Annotated in this window: 25 protein-coding genes; 4 read left to right on the top strand and 21 right to left on the bottom strand. The window is 65.9% G+C overall.

Translation table 11 applies throughout. The features are described from left to right. Positions 1-32: 32 nt before the first annotated feature. The 21 genes from sctC to M9799_RS06070 form a co-directional block, all read right to left on the bottom strand. Positions 33-1,907, bottom strand: a complete 1,875-nt coding sequence (gene sctC / locus M9799_RS06170; protein ID WP_231043317.1) for a type III secretion system outer membrane ring subunit SctC — start codon at positions 1,905-1,907, stop codon at positions 33-35. Between the two features lie 28 nt (positions 1,908-1,935). Then, entirely contained in the window at positions 1,936-2,343 is a 408-nt protein-coding gene (locus M9799_RS06165; RefSeq protein WP_231043318.1) for a type III secretion system chaperone family protein, read from the bottom strand. 12 nt (positions 2,344-2,355) lie between these two features. Next, positions 2,356-3,405, bottom strand: a complete 1,050-nt coding sequence (gene sctU, locus M9799_RS06160) for a type III secretion system export apparatus subunit SctU (protein WP_231043319.1) — start codon at positions 3,403-3,405, stop codon at positions 2,356-2,358. 15 nt (positions 3,406-3,420) lie between these two features. Next, complete coding sequence (gene sctT, locus M9799_RS06155; RefSeq protein WP_231043320.1) at positions 3,421-4,224, bottom strand: type III secretion system export apparatus subunit SctT; 804 nt, start codon at positions 4,222-4,224, stop codon at positions 3,421-3,423. Positions 4,225-4,250: 26 nt separating this feature from the next. Beyond that, on the bottom strand, positions 4,251-4,520 hold the full coding sequence (gene sctS / locus M9799_RS06150) for a type III secretion system export apparatus subunit SctS (RefSeq protein WP_231043321.1): 270 nt from the start codon (positions 4,518-4,520) through the stop codon (positions 4,251-4,253). Positions 4,521-4,540: 20 nt separating this feature from the next. Next, positions 4,541-5,188 carry a type III secretion system export apparatus subunit SctR gene (gene sctR, locus M9799_RS06145; RefSeq protein ID WP_231043322.1) on the bottom strand — a complete coding sequence of 216 codons (648 nt, stop codon included), beginning with the start codon at positions 5,186-5,188 and terminating at the stop codon, positions 4,541-4,543. Then, on the bottom strand, positions 5,185-6,312 hold the full coding sequence (gene sctQ / locus M9799_RS06140; protein ID WP_231043323.1) for a type III secretion system cytoplasmic ring protein SctQ: 1,128 nt from the start codon (positions 6,310-6,312) through the stop codon (positions 5,185-5,187). Before sctQ ends, sctR begins: the two co-directional genes overlap by 4 nt. Before the next feature lie 23 nt (positions 6,313-6,335). Continuing rightward, positions 6,336-7,709: a hypothetical protein gene (locus tag M9799_RS06135; RefSeq protein WP_231043324.1), complete on the bottom strand. Its 1,374-nt coding sequence runs from the start codon at positions 7,707-7,709 to the stop codon at positions 6,336-6,338. 60 nt (positions 7,710-7,769) lie between these two features. Continuing rightward, positions 7,770-8,273 carry a type III secretion system stalk subunit SctO gene (gene sctO, locus M9799_RS06130; protein ID WP_231043325.1) on the bottom strand — a complete coding sequence of 168 codons (504 nt, stop codon included), beginning with the start codon at positions 8,271-8,273 and terminating at the stop codon, positions 7,770-7,772. Next, positions 8,270-9,604, bottom strand: coding sequence for a type III secretion system ATPase SctN (gene sctN / locus M9799_RS06125; protein WP_231043608.1), 1,335 nt, complete (start codon positions 9,602-9,604; stop codon positions 8,270-8,272). The genes sctO and sctN overlap by 4 nt, the downstream gene beginning before the upstream one ends. A 29-nt stretch (positions 9,605-9,633) precedes the next feature. Then, entirely contained in the window at positions 9,634-10,275 is a 642-nt protein-coding gene (locus M9799_RS06120; RefSeq protein WP_231043326.1) for an HrpE/YscL family type III secretion apparatus protein, read from the bottom strand. Continuing rightward, the gene (locus M9799_RS06115) at positions 10,245-10,922 is read right to left on the bottom strand and encodes a hypothetical protein (RefSeq protein ID WP_231043327.1); all 678 of its coding nucleotides are present in this window, start codon (positions 10,920-10,922) and stop codon (positions 10,245-10,247) included. Before M9799_RS06115 ends, M9799_RS06120 begins: the two co-directional genes overlap by 31 nt. After that, positions 10,919-11,728: a type III secretion system inner membrane ring lipoprotein SctJ gene (gene sctJ / locus M9799_RS06110; protein WP_304505205.1), complete on the bottom strand. Its 810-nt coding sequence runs from the start codon at positions 11,726-11,728 to the stop codon at positions 10,919-10,921. The genes M9799_RS06115 and sctJ overlap by 4 nt, the downstream gene beginning before the upstream one ends. Further along, on the bottom strand, positions 11,725-12,144 hold the full coding sequence (locus M9799_RS06105) for an EscI/YscI/HrpB family type III secretion system inner rod protein (protein WP_231043328.1): 420 nt from the start codon (positions 12,142-12,144) through the stop codon (positions 11,725-11,727). The genes sctJ and M9799_RS06105 overlap by 4 nt, the downstream gene beginning before the upstream one ends. Positions 12,145-12,157: 13 nt before the next feature. Continuing rightward, positions 12,158-12,589: a hypothetical protein gene (locus M9799_RS06100; RefSeq protein WP_231043329.1), complete on the bottom strand. Its 432-nt coding sequence runs from the start codon at positions 12,587-12,589 to the stop codon at positions 12,158-12,160. Continuing rightward, complete coding sequence (locus tag M9799_RS06095; RefSeq protein ID WP_231043330.1) at positions 12,573-13,055, bottom strand: CesD/SycD/LcrH family type III secretion system chaperone; 483 nt, start codon at positions 13,053-13,055, stop codon at positions 12,573-12,575. Before M9799_RS06095 ends, M9799_RS06100 begins: the two co-directional genes overlap by 17 nt. After that, positions 13,056-13,919 carry a hypothetical protein gene (locus M9799_RS06090; protein ID WP_231043331.1) on the bottom strand — a complete coding sequence of 288 codons (864 nt, stop codon included), beginning with the start codon at positions 13,917-13,919 and terminating at the stop codon, positions 13,056-13,058. A gap of 21 nt (positions 13,920-13,940) precedes the next feature. After that, positions 13,941-15,041 carry a type III secretion system translocon subunit SseC family protein gene (gene sctE, locus M9799_RS06085; protein ID WP_231043332.1) on the bottom strand — a complete coding sequence of 367 codons (1,101 nt, stop codon included), beginning with the start codon at positions 15,039-15,041 and terminating at the stop codon, positions 13,941-13,943. A gap of 9 nt (positions 15,042-15,050) precedes the next feature. Further along, positions 15,051-15,554, bottom strand: a complete 504-nt coding sequence (locus M9799_RS06080; protein ID WP_231043333.1) for a SycD/LcrH family type III secretion system chaperone — start codon at positions 15,552-15,554, stop codon at positions 15,051-15,053. A gap of 69 nt (positions 15,555-15,623) precedes the next feature. Then, positions 15,624-16,169: a hypothetical protein gene (locus M9799_RS06075; RefSeq protein ID WP_231043334.1), complete on the bottom strand. Its 546-nt coding sequence runs from the start codon at positions 16,167-16,169 to the stop codon at positions 15,624-15,626. 130 nt (positions 16,170-16,299) lie between these two features. After that, entirely contained in the window at positions 16,300-16,590 is a 291-nt protein-coding gene (locus M9799_RS06070) for a hypothetical protein (RefSeq protein ID WP_231043335.1), read from the bottom strand. Between the two features lie 179 nt (positions 16,591-16,769). Here M9799_RS06070 and sctW point away from each other — a divergent pair, with 179 nt between their 5' ends. The 4 genes from sctW to sctY all read left to right on the top strand — a co-directional run bounded on the left by sctW (position 16,770) and on the right by sctY (position 19,248). Beyond that, on the top strand, positions 16,770-17,879 hold the full coding sequence (gene sctW, locus M9799_RS06065) for a type III secretion system gatekeeper subunit SctW (protein WP_231043336.1): 1,110 nt from the start codon (positions 16,770-16,772) through the stop codon (positions 17,877-17,879). Positions 17,880-17,889: 10 nt separating this feature from the next. Beyond that, the gene (locus M9799_RS06060) at positions 17,890-18,264 is read left to right on the top strand and encodes a type III secretion system chaperone family protein (RefSeq protein WP_231043337.1); all 375 of its coding nucleotides are present in this window, start codon (positions 17,890-17,892) and stop codon (positions 18,262-18,264) included. 112 nt (positions 18,265-18,376) lie between these two features. After that, a complete protein-coding gene (sctX, locus tag M9799_RS06055; protein WP_231043338.1) occupies positions 18,377-18,823 on the top strand; it encodes a type III secretion apparatus assembly protein SctX in 447 nt (148 codons plus the stop codon). Beyond that, positions 18,823-19,248, top strand: a complete 426-nt coding sequence (gene sctY, locus M9799_RS06050; RefSeq protein WP_263725631.1) for a type III secretion apparatus assembly chaperone SctY — start codon at positions 18,823-18,825, stop codon at positions 19,246-19,248. Before sctX ends, sctY begins: the two co-directional genes overlap by 1 nt. Positions 19,249-19,265 lie beyond the last annotated feature (17 nt).

The raw sequence follows: 19,265 nt of genomic DNA, 5'->3' as shown, positions 1-19,265 counted from the left end.
GGGGCGTCCCCCGCAGGGCACCCTGGCAGCTTTCAGGGCGCTGGCTCCACGATGGTCGCGGGCGGCCGGGCCTCGAGCGGCGCAGGCACGAGGGCCGACGCTGGCTCGCGCAGCGCCTGCAGGTCTGTCGCGACACCCACGGGCAGGCTCACCAGCCGGGGCTTGATCATGAACAGGCGCTCGCTGGACTGCTGGTTCTCGACCCGATTGGAGAACAGCAGGCCAATGACGGGCAAGGAACCTAGGCCTGGCACCTTGTTGACGTCGCGCGTCGATTGCGTGCTCTTGTAGCCCCCTATCAGCAGCGTCTGGCCCTCGCCGACGATGGCCTGGGTGCTGACCACGCTGCGGCGCACCCGGGGCAGGGTGTCGGTGCGGGTTTCCTGGATCTGGCCATCCTCGATGTCGACATCCAGCTGGATCACCGGCCCGCCGGTGCGCTGCACATAGTGCGGCGTGACGCGCAGCGTGGTGCCGGCGGTGATCGGCGTGACGGTGGCCACGCGCTCGCCGATGGTGCGCACATAGAAGGTTTCGGAGAGGTCGAGCAGCGCGCCGATGTTGTCGATGGTCAGGATCGAGGGACGCGACTGGATGCGCGCCTCGCCCGTGCCTTCGAGCGCCCGGATGCGGTTGATCAGGAAGTTGCCGGAGCTCACCACCAGACTGGTCGGATCGACCGTGGCACCGCGCGCCACCGACCCCAGCACCAGGTCGTTGCCGTCGCCGCTGCTGGTCATCGAGCCGAAGCCGGCCACGATGCCGCCGCGGCGCGCGTTCCAGGCGATGCCCAGCTCGTCCAGGCGCGAGGAGTTGATGTCGACGATCATGGCCTCGATCTCGATCAGCGGCGAAGGAATATCGAGCTGCTCGATCAGGCTGCGGTAGAGCGGCATGCGCTCGGCCGTGTCTTGCACGATGATGGCGTTGAGCCGCGAGTCGGCCTGGATCGAGGGGGTGGCACGCCGCATTCCCATGGCCGCGGCGGCCACCTTCGGGTCGGCGCCGGCGCCGGTCTGCGCGCCGGTGGCGTTCGCCGTGCCGTTGGCCGAGGCAAAGGGGCCGGTGGGCAGGCCGGAGCTGCCGGGGTCGAAATTCAGTCCCGCGACGTTGGCGGCGCCGGCCATGCCCGCCAGGCCGGGCAGGCCCTGGCCGGGGGCCAATGCGGCGGCCAGCGCATTGTTCACGCCCGAGCTGCCCGACTGGCCGCCGATCAGGTTGCGCAGCACCTGGGCCAGGCCCGGGGTGGTGATCTGGCGGTCGCGGTAGAGGATGGTTCGGTCGTCGACCGATGCATGCTTGAGGCGGAACACCGCGACCTGCTGGCCGCCCGCCATCTGCGGCAGCTGGGCCATGGTGCGCTCGATCAGTGCCACATAGGGCGCGGGGCCCGATACCAGCGCCATGCCTTGCTCGGGCAGCTCGCCCCAGCCGAAGCGCGCGTCCAGCACGCCCAGGCTGAGCAGCGCCTGGCGCACGGTGGCGATGCTGCCGCCGCCCGCGCTGATGCTGCGCGTGGCGGCTTCGGTGGTGCGGCCCACGTAGAGCGTCCCGGCATGGGTGAACCAGGTGAGCCCGTAGACGCTGGCCAGCCGGTCGATGAACTCGGTCGGGCTGGCGCTGTTGAACCTGCCCTGCACCTTGCCCGCGACCTGGGGCGAGAGCTCCAGCGACAGGCTGAAGCTGCTGGCGAAGTCGCGCAGCACCTGGGGCAGCGGGGTGTTGTCGGCGTAGTAGCTGTAGGGCGCCTCGGTCCATGGCGGGGGAGCGGCCTGGGCAACGGTCCAGCAGGCGCTGAAGCAGCTGGCGCAGGCCAGTGCCAGCAGCGCCCGGCGGGCCTTGCCGGCAGCGGTGCGCGCAGCGTGGAGGGAGCGCCGGAAAGCGGGCGGAAGCGGGAGCAGGTTCATGGAAGGAAAGCGCCGGCAAGGGCCGCATTCAAAGGGTGGCGCTGGCTTTGGACCAAAAGGCAAGTGAATTGACGAAGGTGCCCACGGCATCGTCGATGTCTTGCAGGCTCTGGGCACGGGCGGGCAACTGCAGCCATACGGCCCGCTCGCGTGCGTCCACGCTGCAGGTCGTGGGCTGCTCTTTCATGGTGCCGCAGGCCATCCGGGCGAAGGCCAGCAGCAGATCGTCGCGCGCCCGGCCGGCCTCGGGCAGGGGCTTGAGGTAGGCACTGACCATGACGCCCTCGCCGGCAAGCGCCTGCAGCCGCAGCTGATAGCGGCGGTCGATGACGAGCTGCAAGGTGGAGGCGCCCGGCGCCATTGGAATGCCGTGGTGCGCTGCATAGCGGCCGAGCAGGGAGGCCGTGGCCTGCGTGGAAATGTGCATGGGCTGCATGGGCGTGGACCTTCAGGTCGGCGGTTGCTGGTCGAGCTGCTGCAGCAGCCGAAGGATTTCGGCCACCGGCTCGATCAGTTCGGTGGGAATGTATTGACCAGCCTCTCCCTGCGCGGTCAATGCGCGTGCCAGCGGGATGTTCTGCATCACCGGAACACCGGCTTCGCGCGCGGCTTGCATCATCCGCTGGGCCAGCGCCCCTTCGCCCTTGGCGAGGATCATCGGCAGCGGCGTTTCCTCCTCGTCATAGCGCAGCGCCACCGCCAGGTGGGTCGGGTTGGTCACCACCACGGTGGCTTCGCGCGCGCTTTGCACCGCGCTTTCGTGCTGCATCTCCTGGTGCAGCTGCTTGCGCTGGTGCTTGATGTGAGGGTCGCCCTCCATCTGCTTGTATTCCTGCTTGATTTCGTCTTTGGACATCATCAGACCCTTGCGGTAGTTCAGGCGCTGCCAGACGAAGTCGGCCAGCGCGATGGCGGAATAGGCCAGGCCGATGTGCACCAGCATGGTCTTGAGCAGGCTGGCCATGATCTGGCCCAGGCCCGCAAGCCCGGCGTCCGGGATGCTGGTCAATATCGGCAGGGCGTCGCGGATCAGGAGGGTCAGCAGGGTGGACAGGAAGCCGATCTTGATGCAGGACTTGAGGAACTCCACCAGGTTCTTCTTCGACACCACGTTCTTGGCGTTCTCCAGCACGTTGAGCTTCTTGCCCGAGGGCTTGATCTTGTCGAAAGCGAACAGGACGCCGACCTGCAAGGCATCCGCCAGGATGCCTATGCCCAGCACGATGCCGACGAAGGGCAGCACCAGCCAGGCGGCGGCGCTCAGCAGTTCGATGAGCAGGGTGTTGGCCGCCTCCTCGAAGTTCAGGCGCAGCAGGGCACTGGGCATCAGGATCATCTGGCCCAGGCGTTCGACGATGTGGCCGCTGTTGCCCAGCAGGTAGCCGAAGATGGCCAGGATCAGCAGCGTCTGGGTGAAGTCCTTGCTGTAGGAGACATCGCCCTTCTTGCGCGAATCGCGCAGGCGCTTGGCCGTGGGTTGCTCGGTTTTCTCGCTCATGGACGTTGCCGGCGTTCAGCCGCCAGGCCCCCACTGGTCGCGCAGCCAGGGAAGGATCCGGCCCACGTCCAGCACCTCGTCGGCGCCGTAGTCGAACAGGAAGGGGGCATACAGCATCAGCACCAGCATGGCCAGGGCGCTCTTGATCGGCATGGCCATGAAGAACACCTGCAGCTGGGGGGCGAAGCGGCTCACCAGGGCCAGGCCGAACTCGGCCAGGAACATGGCCACCAGGGCAGGAGCGGACAGGAGCAGCGCCATGCGTACCAGCCGGTCGAGCTGTCCCAGCAGCAGGGGCACCGACTCGGCGCGCAGCTCGGGTGTCCACTGCAACACGCTCCACAGCGTGAAGCTGTCATAGAGCGTTCCCAGCAGCAGTGCGAAGCCGCCGCTGATCAGGAAAAAGACGATGAAGGCCTGGTTGAACAGGATGCCCAGCGGTGAGGAATCATTGCCGGTGAGCGGGTTGAGCGTGGAGGCAATGCTGGCGCCGCGCTGGTTGTCGACCAGGAAGCCCACGGCCTCGAAGATCCAGAAGGGAATGGCTGCCAGGTAGCCGATCACGAAGCCGAGGAACGCCTCCTTGAGCATGAGCAGCACCAGCGCCATCGGCTTGATCTCGACCGGCATCACCGCGGGATACAGTGCCGGCACCAGCACCAGGCCCAGGGCACCGGCCACGGCAAAACGCAGCATTCCGGGAATGAGCTGGGTGTTGAACAGCGGCAGGACGAGGAACATGGCGAGGATGCGCGGCTGGGTGAGAGCCAGCGTCTTGACGTACGACTGGGCCTGCTCGTAAGTAACCGGAAAATCCATTGGGTTCCTTGGCCGCGCCTGGGCGCTCAGCGCCCGAGCGCAGGCATGGCGTCGAAGATCTGCACGGTGAAATTGAACATTTCCCCGCCGACCCAGCGCGCGGTCAGCAGGATGGTCACGGACACGGCGATCAGCTTGATGCCGAACGACAGGGTCTGCTCCTGGATCTGCGTCAGCGCCTGGAGCAGCGAGAACAGCGTGCCGACAATGGAGCCGACGACGATCGGCGGCAGCGAGAGCCAGAGCACCAGATACAGCGCCTGGGTGAAGTACGAGACGACATCGACGGATTGCATGGCGGGTCCTCGGGTGCGGTTCAGACGTAGGTAAGCACCAGTCCCTGGATCAGGCGCGACCAGCCGTCGACCATCACGAACAGGAACAGCTTGAGCGGCAGCGAGATCGTGACGGGCGAGACCATCATCATCCCCATGGCCAGCAGGATGTTGGAGACGATCAGGTCGATCACCACGAACGGCAGATAGATGAGAAAACCGATCTGGAAGGCGGCCGTCAGCTCCGACACCACGAAGGCCGGCATCAGCACGATGAAATCCCGCTCCGTCATGCCTTCCGACAGCAGCGGCCCCCACAGGCGCCGGGCGGTGCGCACGAAGAAATCACGCTGCTCGACCCGGCTGTTCCCGAGCATGAATTCGCGCAGCGGTTCAGCGCCGTCGCGCACGCCGCTGATCAGCGCGGGAACGCTCTTGAGCGTGTCGGGCTGGGCCGTGAGACGGTCGAACATGTGCATGCCCACGGGCGCCATGACATACACGGACAGGATCAGCGCCATGCCGTACAGGGCCAGGTTCGGGGGCATCTGCTGCACCCCCAGCGCATTGCGCAGCAGCGACATGACCACGGCGATCTTGAGGAACGAGGTGCTCACGACGACCAGGACCGGCATCAGCGCCATCAGCGCCAGCAGAACCGCAAGGGTGATCGGGTCGAAGGTGTTCATGGCGCGGGCTTCGGGGCAAACAGCCGGCTGATGGACACGCCCAGCTGCCCATCGATCTCGACCAGCTCGCCCTCGCCGATCAGCGCGCCGTTGGCGCGGATGCGCACGGCGCTGGCCACCGGGTGCTCCAGGCGTATGGCCTGGCCGGGCTGGAGCGCGCGCACTTCGGCAAGTGCCAGGGAGATCTCGCCGAGGTCGAAGGACAGGCGCACCGGGATGGCATCGAAACCGGCAGCGTCGGCCGGGGGATTCTCAGGAGTGGGCATGGCGGGGGTCCAGGGCTGTACGACGGTGAGAAAGGGGGCTGCGGCGCGCGCTTCCCGCGCGGGCTCCAGGGACTGCGCATCGTCTGGAAACACTTCAGTGGCGGCGGTTTCGGCGGGCATGGCGGGAAGGTGCACGTGCAGGCCGCCGGCGCCAGGCGCCTGCAGCCACAGCACCCGCTCGGCCGACACCAGGCTGCGCTCCATCGGCAGCACATCGCCCAGGCCCAGCTGCTGCAGCTCCTGCACCGAGACGGTGGCGTAGCCGATGTCCAGGCGCAGCGTCAGGGGCAGGGAGTCATTCGCCAATGGGCCCGCATGCGGCGGCAGGGCCGAGGCCAGTCCGGCGATCAGCAGCAAGCCCAGGCTGTCGGTGCGCAGCAGCCCGGCGATGGATTGCGTGCCGTTCACGGCATCGAGCCGCAGGGCAAACGCATGGGGCAGCGCGGCGGCCATCGGTTCGCGCACGATGCCGCGTATCTGCGGCGTGCCGCGGCCCAGCTGCTCCAGGCGGTCCATCAGCTCGCTCAGGGCCGCGCTCAGCGCCGCGGCCTGCATTTCCCCGGGCAGCTGCGCCAGCGCTGCGCCCTCCAGCAAGGCCGACAGCATTTGATCGGCGGCCGCTTCGGGCAGCTGCAGTTGCAGCTGCGCGCCCGCCCATTCGATGTCGGCAACGGTGTCGCCGGCCACCGCTGGCCAGGGGGACTGGATGACGGGACGCAGGCTGGCCAGCCACTGCGTTCCACCACAGCGCACGGGCATCTCCCTGGCGCGCTGGGCAATGGTCGTTCTTGCCTGCGCCTCGTTGCGCGACAGCTGCGGCAATGCCGACAGGAACGGGGCGGAGAGGGAGCTTGACATCGGGAATGGGGGAAAGAGGGAAATCAGCAGTTGGCATCGATCTGCAGCAGGCGGGGATCCCCGGGATCGTTGGTCTGCACCTGCACGCGGCTGTCGCGCTGCAGGCGCTCCACCAGGCTGTCCGCCAGCCAGGGCGCGCCCGAGCACAGGCGTTCGCGCGAGGCTTCATCGCTGCAGGTGAAGCGGGTGACCACACGCCCCTCGTCCTCGAACACATCCACGACCACGCCGGGCAGCTGTTCCTCCGCGATTTCGATCTGCACCCGGCGCTGGCCGTCGCTGCCGTCACTGACCAGCAGACGCGTTGCCATCTGCATCAGGGTGCTTTCCAGCGCAGCCGATACCGCCGTCGGGTCCGCTGTTTCCGCCGGGCGGGCGAGCGGCAGGGAGTGGAACAGATCGAAGGGCTTGACCAGGGCGCTGCTTTCGGAGGAATCGGCGGGCGCCGGTTCCGCGGGCGCCCCGGCATTGCCAGGCTGCGCCGTTTCCTGGGAGCGATCCATGCCCTGCGGCGGGGTGCCGGCCATTGGCGCCGAGGAAAGCATTTCCCAGGGCTTGGGTAGGGCCTTGGCAGCCAGCTCGGCCTGCGCCGTTTCGGACGGGCTGCCTTGAGGCAGGCCGCCATGAAGCAGATCCTGCGGCAGAGCGCCCTGAGCCAGGCTGTTCAGAGACGGCCCTCCCTGGGGCAGGCCATCACCAGGCAGGCCGTCCTGGGGCAGGCCGCCCTGGGACAATGCAATCTGAGGCGTGCCCATTGGAGGCGGGGCCATTCGAGGCAGCACGCCCTCGGCCGGTACGCCCTCGACCGGCATGCCCTCGGCCGGCATGTCTTGGGGCTGTCCAGTCCCGGGCAGCGCACCCTGGAGCGGGGCCAGGTGGGGCAGCGTGCCCTGGGCCAGGCCAGGCCGGGGCTGGGGCCGGCCATCCTCGGCCAGGCGATCCTGGGGCAGGCGATCCTGGGACAGGCGATCCTGGGACAGGCGATCCTGGGGCAGGCGATCCTGGGACAGGCCATCCTGGGACAGGCCATCCTGGAGCAGGCCATCCTGGGGCAGGCCATCCTGGGGCAGGCCATCCTGGACCTGGGCCCCCGGAGACAGGCCGGGTTGCGGCTGCAGTGCAGCAGCGCCAATGGCCTGGGCTTGACCTTCTGCCGGCTTCGGGGTGGGGGATGCGGACGTGTTTTGAAACAGGTCGAACGGACCGGTCATGGCAAGGGTCTCCGCTTCGGGCGCTTCGCCGGGATCGCGCTGCCGGGCACGGGCCTCGCGCCAGGATTTGACCTGAGCCGCGGCCGCTGGAGCGGGCGCAGCATGGCTGGTGGCGCCGCAGGGCGTATCGGGCGCCATGCCGGAGGGCGTGGCGCGGTCCAGGGAAAGAGGGCGTTCACAGGGCATAGGTGCTCTCGGGGCGGGCAGCCAGGGCAAGACGGTGCGGATGGAGGGACTGCGCGGAGCTCATGGGTTGTCTCCATCGCTTGCGCCCCAGTTCTCGCGTTCGCGGCGCACGCTGGCCGCCTCTTCCATCTCGAGGTCTTCGCGGCGCTCGGACGCCAGCGCCCGGGTGGCCGAGAAGCTGCTGGACAGTTCGATGTACTTGGAGGTCTGCCGCGCCGCTTCCTGGTGCCGTGCGCGCGCCTGGTCGAAATACTGTTGCGCTTCTTCCTGTCCGCGCTGTGCCCGGTCCCGTGCATCCTGCTGGCGTTGTTCGCCCTGGCGCAGCGCGGCCACGGCCAGGCGCACGTCTTCGATGTCGCCCAGGTGCACCAGCCGGGTGTACAGGCCGGCGTAGAGCCGCTGTTCGGCCAGCACGCCGTCGGCCAGCAGCCGGGTCAGCAGTTCCTCGGCGGCAACGCGTTCCTGCCGGGCTTGCTCCAGGGCCTGGCGCTGCTGGCGCATGGCGGTTTCCGCCTGCCCCTGCCTGAAGCGCTTGATCGCCAGCAGACTGTCGAGCATGTTCATCGCGCACGGCCTGTCAGTTGTTCCAGCGCCGCCAGCGTTTGCGGCAGGCTGGAGTTTTCATCGGTGCGCTGCCTCAGGAAGCGGCGGATGGCCTCGATCTTGTCGATGGCCTCGTCGGTGGCCGGATCGCCGCCGCGCTTGTACTCGCCGATCTTGACCAGCAGATCGACCTCCTCGTACTTGGCCATGAGCTCGCGCAGGCGGCCGGCCATGTGCCTGTGCTCCGGCGTGACCACGGCGTTCATCACGCGCGAGGTCGAAGCCAGCACGTCGATGGCCGGATAGTGGTTGGACGAAGCCAGCTTGCGCGACAGCACGATGTGGCCGTCCAGGATCGAGCGGGTTTCGTCGGCGATCGGCTCGGTCATGTCGTCGCCCTCGACCAGCACCGTGTAGAGCGCGGTGATCGAGCCCTTGTCGTTCATGCCCACGCGCTCCATCAGCTTGGGCAGCGTGGCGAACACCGAGGGCGGGTAGCCGCGGCGCGTCGGCGGCTCGCCCGCAGCCAGGCCGATTTCGCGCTGGGCGCGCGCGAAGCGGGTCACCGAATCCATCAGGAACAGCACCTTCTTGCCCTGGTCGCGGAAATACTCGGCGATGGCCGTGGCCACGTAGGCCGCCTTGGCGCGTTCCATCGACGACTTGTCGCTGGTGGCGCAGACGATGACGCTTTTCCTGCGGCCTTCCTCGCCCAGCTCGTGCTCCAGGAACTCGCGCACCTCGCGGCCGCGCTCGCCGATCAGCGCCACGACGGTCACATCCACGTCGGCGCCCTTGACCAGCATGCCCATCAGCGTCGACTTGCCGCCGCCGGCGGCCGCGAAAATACCCATGCGCTGGCCTTCGCCGCAGGTCAGCACGGAGTCGAGCGCGCGCACGCCAAGCTCCAGCGGCTGGCTGATGATGCGGCGCCCGAGCGGATCGGGGGCCTCGGCAAACACGGGGTAGAACTTGCTCGCCTCCAGCGGGCCGCGCTCGGCCACGTCCAGCGGCCGGCCCAGGCCGTCGAGCACGCGGCCCAGCAGGCCGAAGCCCACCGGCACCAGGTGCGCGCGGCCCGTGGGAATCACCTCGGTGGCGGCGGAGATGCCGTACATGTCGCCGATGGGCGTGAGCAGGGCCGCGTCGCGCGCGAAGCCCACGACCTCGGCCTTCATCTCGAAATCCTCGCCCGGGTTGCGCAGCAGGCAGACCTCGCCGACCTTCACCGTCGGCACCACGGCCTTGATGATGGTGCCGATCACCTGGGTCACGCGGCCCTTGATCTGCAGCATGGGCGCGTCGTCCAGCGCCAGCTGCATCATCTCGGTGATGTAGTCGAACTGGCGCAACGCGCGCGCGCCGGGCGGGCCGGAGGGGTTCATATGCGGCTGCCCAGCACTTTCTGGAAGGCTCTTTCCAGCGCCGCGAGCTGGCCTTCGATGCTCGCCTCGACCAGGCCGATCTCGCTTTCCACGACGCAGGCATGCAGCCCCAGGCGGGCATCGGCGACGATGTCCAGATAACCCACGCCGGGAAAGGCGGACAGCAGGTAATTGATGCGCGAGCGCACCGTTTCTACCTGCTGCGGATGCAGGCGCAGCGTCATCTGTTTCTGGTTGCGCACCACCGCCAGCGCATTCCTGACGACGGTCACCACCCGGTCGGCATCATCGTAGTCCTCCATGATCTTGCGCACCGCGCCCATGACCAGCGCCACCATGTCGGTCTCCACCTGGGAGAAATATTCGATGGTGCGGCTCGCGGTTTCCATCATCTTCTCGGCCTGGACCATCTGGGCTTCGGCCAGGCCTTCGGCGTAGCCGCGCCGGCATTCCTCGTCATGGGCTGCCTGGGCCGCGCCGACGATTGCCTCGGCCTGGGCACGGGCGGCAGCGACCAGGCCTTCGGCCTGGGTCCAGGCGTCGACGTCCGCGGCGCGCAGCACGCGGGTGCCCGGCGCGATGCGTGCCTGCAGCTTGCGCTGCGGCGTCAGTGGGTCGCGGGAAACGAGGAAAGCCATTCGGGCTCCAGGAAAAGCAGGATCTGCAGGCACATGTGGCGTGCCTGGATGGGTGTCATGCCGCTGGCCTCGCGGGAGGCGGGAGTTTCGGCGTCCATGGGCAGCTTCCAGTCGGCACGCCGGCGCAGGGGCGCGGGTGCGTCATGCCAGCACTGGGCCAGCACGCCCGCGCCCAGCGCGTCGGCGCCTTGGGCCAGTCCCCGGCCCAGCCAGGGCTGCGGGTCATTCAGCCCCGGATGCAAGGCGGCGCCCTGGGCACAGACCCAGCGCAGCGCCGCGGCGCCAATGGCCTGCTCGGCCTCGTGCACCGAGGCGCGCGCAATGCGCCGGCGCAGGTCCTTGCCCAGCAGCAGCGATCCGGCATGGCGCCCCGTGGCGTGCAGCAGCGCCGGGCTGGCCAGCGCCAGCGGCAGCGCGGGATGCGCCAGGTCGCGCACCGGCTCGGCGTCGGCTTGCAGGCGCTCGAGCAGCAGTTGCGACCAGCGCCGGTGCCATTGCCTGTGGCTTGCCGGCTGTGCCAGCCAGGCGGCCGCGTCGGCATGGCCGGGCAGCCAATGCTGCGCACGGCTGGCATGCAGGCCAAGGCTGGGCAGCAGGTTGAAGCGCTGCAGCGGCTGCGACCAGAGGGCGGGGTGCGCGGTGTTCACGGGGCCCTCGTGGTCAACGATGCCAGCGCGGGTCGCAGCATCGCGCGGAAGTGCCAGGCACCATAACCCAGCGCCGCCAGCGCCAGCGCCGCCACGGTGGCCAGCGACCAGATCAGCCAGGACAGGCCAGCGGCCGCGCCTTGCGGCACCTCGAAGCCCCAGACCGATTGCGCCGGCTCGGCGGGCACGGCGCCGGCGCGCGCCTGCGAGGCCACGAACACCACCGACACCCGGTCGGCGCTCAGGCTGGGGATGCTGTTGGTGACCAGGCGGCGGATCTGCGGCTGGATGATTTCCAGGTTGTAGCCGTCCTGGTGCTTGATGAAGACCGCAGCCGTGGAGACGACGCCGGTTTCCCCGGCCGTGCCGCGCTCGGGCAGCACCACATGCACGCGCGCGGCCAGCACGCCGTCGATCTTGGACAGGGTGTTCGACAGCTCCTGCGACAGCGCGTAGACATAGCGCGCGCGCTCCTCGAGCGGCGAGGAGATCAGCCCTTCCTTCTTGAAGACCTGGCCCATGCCGGCAAAGCGCTCGCGCGGCAGCCCGTTGGCGCGCAGCACTTCCAGCGCGCGGCCCACGTCGCTGGCGGCCACGCGCACGCCGACCATGCCATCCTTGCCCGCGACCTTGTCGGTGGGAATCTGCGCCTTGATCAGCGCCGCCACCACTTCGTTGGCCTCTTCCTCGGCAATCGCGCCCATCAGTTCCACACGGCCGACGCAGGCGGCCAGCACCAGGCAGCTTCCCAGGAGCGCCAGCTGCAACCCGCGGCGCAGCCACCGGGGAGAAAAGCGGAAGTTCATTGCACGCGCACCAGTTGGTCGAAATTCTGCGTGGAACGGCTGATGCCCTTGCCCACCAGCTCGAACTGCATCGAAGCCTGCGTCAGGTGCAGCTGCAGGCCGAGCATCTCCTGCATGCTGAGCATCGGGTGGCCCGGGCTCAGCATGTCGGAGACCTTGGTCCAGGCGGAGCGCATCTCGGTGGACACGCCCTGCATGCCCTGGAGAATGCGGTCTCCGACGCTGTGGGAGTCCGGAGCCGCCGGAGCGACGGACGCCGGGGCCAGGGCAGGCGGGGCCGCGGCGACATCGCCAGCGGCAGGCGCCTGCATCAGGGCCGCGAAGCGCTGCGTCGCAGCGGTATCCGGCGGCGGCGCCACCCCCGCGCCCATCAGAGGCTCGGGGCGCGCAGCGGCAAGAAGGGCGGTGATTTCCATGGCAATTCCTGAATCAAGAAGACGGAGGCCGTGCGGACGCGGGCAGCGCTGCGGCGCCCAGGTCTTCGCCCAGCAGGCTGGCGGCAAGCCGCGCACCTTCGGAAGGGGTGTCATTGCCGGCGCGCAGCACGATCTGGCGCAGCAGGTAGGTGCTTTCCCCCGCACGCCCGGCCAGCTGCAGCGCCAGGCCCTGGAAGGCCTGCACCAGGTCCGACTCGGGGCCGGGCGGCAGGCAGGCCGCCTGCAGCTTCTGCACCGCTTCCGGCGCACGCGCCGCATTCATCAGCGCGCAGGCCAGCCCCACGAAGCTGAACGCCTGGCCGGGCCGCAGCAATGCCAGGGCATTGAAGATGCGCAGCGCCCGCGGCACGTCGCCCCGGCCGGCGGCCAGGAAGCCGACCTGGGTCAGCAGGCGGATATCGCTGGCATCAGGCAGCATTGGCATGCGCCAGCAGCGCGTCGATGGCCCGGGCGCGCGCCAGGGTCTTCTCGTGGCCGCTGTTCGCCTCGCAAAATTGCACGACCAGCGCCAGGCTTTCGCGCGCTTCCTGTTTCTTTCCCTGTTGCAGCAGGCATTCGGCAATGCACAGGTGATGCAGTGGCTGCTCGGTTTCGATCAGGGCCATGAAGGCATAGATGCCGGCCGCGGATTCAGGGCGCCCTAGCTTCTTCTCGCAGATTGCCAGCCCGGCCAAGTATTTGATAGTGGTCGGCCGGTAAATGGAAATCATGGAAAAAAGACTGACGGCTTTTTCAAAATTGCCCTGTTGCACCAGCTGATAGGCCTCTGCATAGATGATTTCCGTGTCGTCATCATCCAGCCGCGCGCGCGAGGGCAGGGCCTCGAGATCGGCAATGAATTTTTTGACGATATCTGCATTTGAGGTGTCTGGCATATATTCGGAGATCAATTAAAAGTTTTGAATCATGTCGTGATTGATTGCATGGTTTGCTTGATATGTGCTGTTCATTGCATCGAATACGGCCTTTATAAAATCGGCCGCGTGGGCAAAGTCTTCGCCACCTTCGCTGGATTTGGCATCTTTCTGTTTGGACCAGGCCTCGAATTTGGCCCTCATGGAATCGGCTTCCGCTGCATCCATTTTGAGACCCGCAGTCACCATGCCGCCTATTCCGTCGGCCATGGTGGTGATGCTTTGCGCCAGGCCGTTGATGAAGTCTGCCTTTCCTTTGAACTCGGCAGCGCCGGCTTCATCCTTGGCAGCCATTGCCTTGGCGGATTTCATGGATTGGGTGAATGCAGCGGCGGATGCTCCGATTTGAATGACGCCGCTGAGGATTTTCAATGCGGACGTGATCATCGCGGCTTTGTAGTTCGCCTCGCCGGCCTTCTTGATCTCATCGGCCGCGGCATTGAGCATGTCGACGCTGGCCTGCATATTCGCTGCACGCACCTCCCGCCCATTCTTTCGCATCTCCTGGGCGAACTGGAGCATCAGGCCCATGATGTCTTCCATGTCCATCAATACCGTCTTGGCATCCATGGATTCGATCTTGTCCAAGGTGTTTTTTATTTTGTCTTGGAGCTTGTCTTGGATTTCTTTTTCCGGTTCGGTCAAGGAGAAGTATTCAAAACTTTCACGAAGAGAGGAAAAGTTGTAATGTTCCAGTATGTCCTGAGGGGCGAGGGTGTTTACGGAAGCTTGCTCGGCTAGAACATTGGAATCTGCACGATTCGCAGCCTGGTTTTCCGACGATCCAACCAAGTCATGCCTTGCATGTTGTGCAGCGTTTTGAGTCGAAGAAACGGTCATGGTGTTTTCCTTGTTTCAAGCTCAGGCGGTTTGTGGGGCCATGTTGCCGATGATCTGCGAGTCGGATGCGCCGCGGGCTTGGACTATCTGGGATGCTATTTCCGGAATCTTCTTCGCTCCTTCCAGGAAATTCTTCAAGTCTTCCATCACTTCATCCCGCGATTGACTGGCTTTCATATAGTTGGCAATGACCCTTTTCAGTTGGGCCTGGACTGAAGCGATATCGCGTTCGATTGCTGCGATTTCCCTGTCTTTGAGGCCATCTGCAATGGTCATTGCGCCATCGACAATGCCTGTAAGCGCTGTTCCGATGGCTGCCGCCTGCCCTACGACCTTCAGGATCGACGAAGTCGATATGCCGGCCGTGACGACCGCCGTGGCGACCGCGATGGCAACCGTTGTCGCGATGGCGAAGGTGGTGGAGACAATGGCTGCCTGTGCGTCGCTGGCGCCCAGCTTCTTGGCCAGCGCGCCCATGCCCTTGCCCATTAAGCTGCCGGGGTCCATCCACTGCGTGATATGGTCGAAGCCCTTGCCGCCTCTTGCCTTGTCGATGTCACTGGCGATGTCGAGAGCGGTCGATGCCAGCGAAAGCACCGACAACGCAAGCAAGGGTGCGGCCGCTCCACCTGTGGCTACCGTGGCCGCGACCGCCGCGACCGTCACGAAAACCGCAACCACTGCCTTGAAGATTTTCTTCAGCCAGCCAAAGAAACCTCCCCCACTTGATTTTCTCTTCGCGTTTTCCGCGTTCACCCTGACCTGCTCGGCGCGGTTCTTCTCGAGGGCGGTGAGCCGCTCGTCCGTCAATTTTTTCAACTTCGCGGTGAGCCTGGTGATTTCCTGCTCCATCGTGGCCTGACGATTCTTCTGCAGGTCACTGTCTATCATGGTGATGAACGCGGAAACGCTGTCCACTGCCAGATTGATGATGGCCTTGGATTCCGAAATTACGGGGGCATCGTTATGATCCTTCACGGAACTGCTTTTTTCCGTAGCGGCCGCCGCGAAGCCAAAAATATCTTTTATTGCCTTGGCCAGGGCTTCTTTTTGCGCGCCAGGAGTCGAGGACTCAACTGGATAAATCGGTTGGCTTTGGCGTCCCGGGTTGATCGAGTCCATGAATCTCTCCTATTCGCTTTTTGGGGCGGCAGTGGGTGATGTATCCAAAAGCCCCAGCATTGCTTCGGCCCGGGCCTTGAGTTCGGAATATTGCGGCGCATCGCACCGCTGCAGCACGAAGCCCAGGGCTTCCTTGGCTTCCGTGATGAAATTCAAGGTCAGCAGGCATTCCGCGGTGTAGAAGGTGGGAAAGGGATCGTCCATGTCCAGCATCGAGGAGATCGAGTAGTACTTGATCGCCTCCTTTGCGTCCCCGGTCATCTTCAGGCTGGATGCGTAGGCATTCGTGTAGCGCGGCTCGCGGTGGTTCTGTATCACCAGATAGCCGAAAATCAACTTGGCGTCGTGGTACCGGGTATTCGAATACAGATGGTGGCCCAGGGCGTACAGTGATTCCAGATGGGCCTCACCATGTCCGTGCAGTTCCCCCAGCGTGCCGCCCGCGCTCAGGAACTCGACGATTCTTTCCGAAAGCTGCTCGGTTTCCGAAACGTCCGCCGTGCTTGCCGTCATATTCTTCTCCTGTTGGAAATGCCCTGGATCTGCGCCGTGAAGCCATGCAGCGTCATGGCCCAGTGATTCCTATGCCATGTTTCTGATGATGGCGCTGAGCATGTCGCTGAATTTCTTGATGAAGGTGGTCATCATTTCAAAGGCTTCATTGCGTTTGTTGGAAATGCTTTGTATGCGCAGCATGTCCATTTGCTGCGTATTGCTCAGGTTGTCAATGCTGCTCTTGATGGATGTGACGGCTTTGTCGAGAGCACTTTTGTTCGATTTTTCGACGGAGGTAAATCCGAGCAGTTTCTCAGTTGTCATCTCTGTGGGTGCGAGGGCTTCGTTGAATTGTTTTATCTCGTCTTCTGACATTCCATTAGGAATGCCATCGAGTGGATTGGCATTCTGGGTGTATTTCGTGAGAATGCCGTTCAAGCTGGCCATGAGGGTATTGAGTTTGGCGATCTGCTCGTTTTTCTTCTGCAAGGTCTCCATCTGGTCCTTCAGCAGGTCTTCCAGGAGGCTGGCCCGGTTGGCCTGCACGGCCAGAAGAGAAGTTTCGATACCCACGGTTCTGATTTCCGCGCTCGTCAGTCCTTCAGGGATGGCATTTACAGCGGTGGTGCTCATGAATATTCCTTGTATGGATTGCCCGGGGGGAAGGAATCCATGTCATGGGTTGGCGCCACCGGATGCTTGCAGCCGTAGCGCGGAAAGGGACGCAGGCTGCCAGGCACCGCGTTTCCAGAGGTCTCGCTGCTCAGACCATGAGGCGCGGGCGCCGCACGCCGCGCAGCGGAGCCTCGGCAAAGGAGCGGCGCGTGGCTTCCTCGCGCAGCTCCTGCTCGATGTCCGCCATCTGCTGCCGCAACGCCTTGCGCGCTTGTTCCTTCTCGTGGGGCGTCAACTGGTGCTGCAGGTAATCATGGAATTCCTGCCGGTCCAGGCCAGACGCGCGAAAGAAGGCGTCGCCGTCCGCCAGGTCGCGTTGCACCCGCTCGATGAGTTCCTGGGCCTGGAGCAGGATGGCTTCAGGAGTGTCTTTGCGCATGTCGTTGCCTTCGATGCCGGCATCGAAGCTTCGTAGTTCAGGTACTGGTGAGTAACCGGGCAGGTCAGCCAGTTCCCAGAAATTTTGTAGTCCGGGCGCTGCTAGGTTGGAACCAGCGCGGCCGTGGAGTTACAGACACAGGCGCGCCCCTGCGCGTGCCGCTCCACCTCGAACCCACCATGTCCCGAATAGAACCGTTCAATACCGCTTCCGTCGATGGCACCGGAGTGCAAAGCCGTGCCGGACAGGGGAGCCAATCGTCCGTCGGGCAGTTTTCCGGGCAGCGGATCCAGGTGGATGGCGTCGACACCATGCTGTCCGACGCGGCCGAAGAGATCAGCATGCACCATGCCGAGAAGGCGGAGAGCAAGCATTCCTCCGAGCGCAGGAAGGAAGCCGGCCGGCCCCTGGAGATCATGGGGGCCGAGGCCATCATGGAGTACCTGGATGCGGCCCAGGCCTTCGAGGACCCGGAGCAGCTGGTGCATCTGGCCGAGCGCATGCTGTCCGGGCAGGGCGACCCGGCGCAGCATGCGCGCCGGGCGTCCGACGAGCCCACCGGCCAGTTCATGGCCCTGCAATACGCCCTGCAGCAGGGGATGCGCGAAGGCGTGGCCGGCGACGTGCTGGAGGCCCTGCGCGAATCGCTGCAAGACCTGGAGATGGCCCACGGCCCGGCCATCCGCGCCGACATCAATTCCGTGCGCACCGCCGCCGAGGCCGGCGCAAGCCGCGAGGAAATCGCCCAGTTCCAGGAGACCTACCGCGACGTGGTGCTGGGCGAGTCCTCGCTGGCGGCAACCCTCAAGCTGGCGCTGGAGCGCTTTGGCGACCAGGATTACGCCCAGGGCCTGCGGCAGCTGACCCAGGCCCTGGGCCAGGATCTGGCGGCGGCCCATCCCTCGCGCGATCCGGTGCGGCTGCAGCACCTGCTGCAGGACCTGTATCGCCTGGAGGTGACGGCCACGGTCCTGGATGGCTGCAGCAAGCTGCAGGACCGGCTCGCGCACAGGTACGGCACTGCCTCATCCGTGTCGCCCGCCATGCTGATGCGCAGCCTGGTCGACATCAGCGCCGAAGCCTGGATTTCGGGCCAGCGCTTCACGGACCTGAGCGAAAACTGCGGCGCGGCGCAGGTGCCCGAGGCCCAGATCCAATTCCTGACGACCGTCAGGGGACTGATGCGCGAGATGCCGGTGCAGGTTTTTGTCGACCCTGAGCAGCGCCAGCTGGTGCTGGACGCTGCGCAGGATGCGCTGGATGCAGCAATCGACGGCGAGGTAGCTTGATATGGGCCACATGGAACAGGTATTGGCCGAATTCGGCCAGGACATCGGTCTGGCGGGATTGGCGCCCGGCGCCAGCGGAGAAGTGCAGCTGCGGCTGGAGTCGGATGCCCTGCTGGGCGTTTCGGCGCATGGCGAGGAGGCCGTGGTGCACTATGCCGAGCCCGTGCCCTATGGCGCCGCCGCGCTGACTTTCAAAGCCATGCAAAGGGCCGCACAGACCGATTCCGTCAACGAGCGGATACAGGTCGGCCTGCGCACGACGGCGCAAGGGGACTGGCTGGTGGTGGCCTCGCGCCTGCCGCTGCGCCACCTCGACGCCCGCGAGGTGCATCGCATCGGCATGCACCTGCAGGGCTGGCTGGCCTTTGTGCGCAAAGCCCTCTGAGGCGCCATTGCGCGGCTGCATGGAACGCGCGTCCATGCCTGGTTACTCACCTACGCAAGGAGTGCTTTCGCCTCCTGGCCGGTACCGGAAGTTTCATGTTTAGGACCCGTTCATGCTAGATATCCGCCGCGACCAACCGGGGTTTTTCTCTCAGGGCATCGAGAGCATCTCGCACGCGTCGACCACCCAGGCCTTTTCCCTGCCGGCATCGACGAATGCGCCGCTGTCCGAGGCCGGGGTGCGCTCGCATCTGGAGGCGCTGCTGCAAAAGCCCTCGATGGACAGCCGCCTGGACGCCGCCCTGCGTCCGCCGCTGGCAAACCGCGATCTGCTGCTGCCCGGAAATTTCCGCGCGGCCCTGGGGGCCGCGCGCGAGCTGCTGCGCCAGGCGGCGCTGCAGCGCCAGGCCGCAGCCCGGCGCCGCGACCCGCGCAAGCCGGGCGAGGCCGAGGCTTCGCAGGAGTTCCCGGTACTGAACCGGGCCGCGCGCCTGCTCGATGAAGACGCCGCCGACCGCGATCTCGGGCAGATGTACCGCAGCACGCTCTACCAGGGCTGATGGTGGCAGGCGACAACCCGGCCAGCGCGTCCTCCGATGAACCCCAGGCAGCGCATGCCACCGCGACACCCGCGCAGGCCCTGGAATTCATGGACGTGCTGGCCTACATCTACCTCGAGCACGGGCTGCCCGACAAGGCCGCCGTGCTGCTGTCGGCACGCAACCTGCTGGCACCCGACGATGCGCGCGTGCTGCTGACATGGGCGCTGGCGCTGGTGCGCTCGGGAAAGCCCGAGAAGGCGCTGCAGACCCTCGAACGCCTGGCCATGCTGGGCGCCATGGGGGCCGAATTCCATCTGGTCCGGGCCCAGGCCCTGCAGATGCTGGACCGGCAGGCGGAAGCCGCCAGCGCCATGCGCGCCCATGTGGCCATGGAGCCCCGTGCCACGCCACCCTCGTCCACCTGGCCCGGGCTGCCCGCCTGATTCATAGAACGCCCCGC

It is taken from the genome of Comamonas endophytica, assembly GCF_023634805.2.
Taxonomy (GTDB): domain Bacteria; phylum Pseudomonadota; class Gammaproteobacteria; order Burkholderiales; family Burkholderiaceae_C; genus Comamonas; species Comamonas endophytica.
This window is presented reverse-complemented; position numbering and strand designations above follow the sequence as displayed.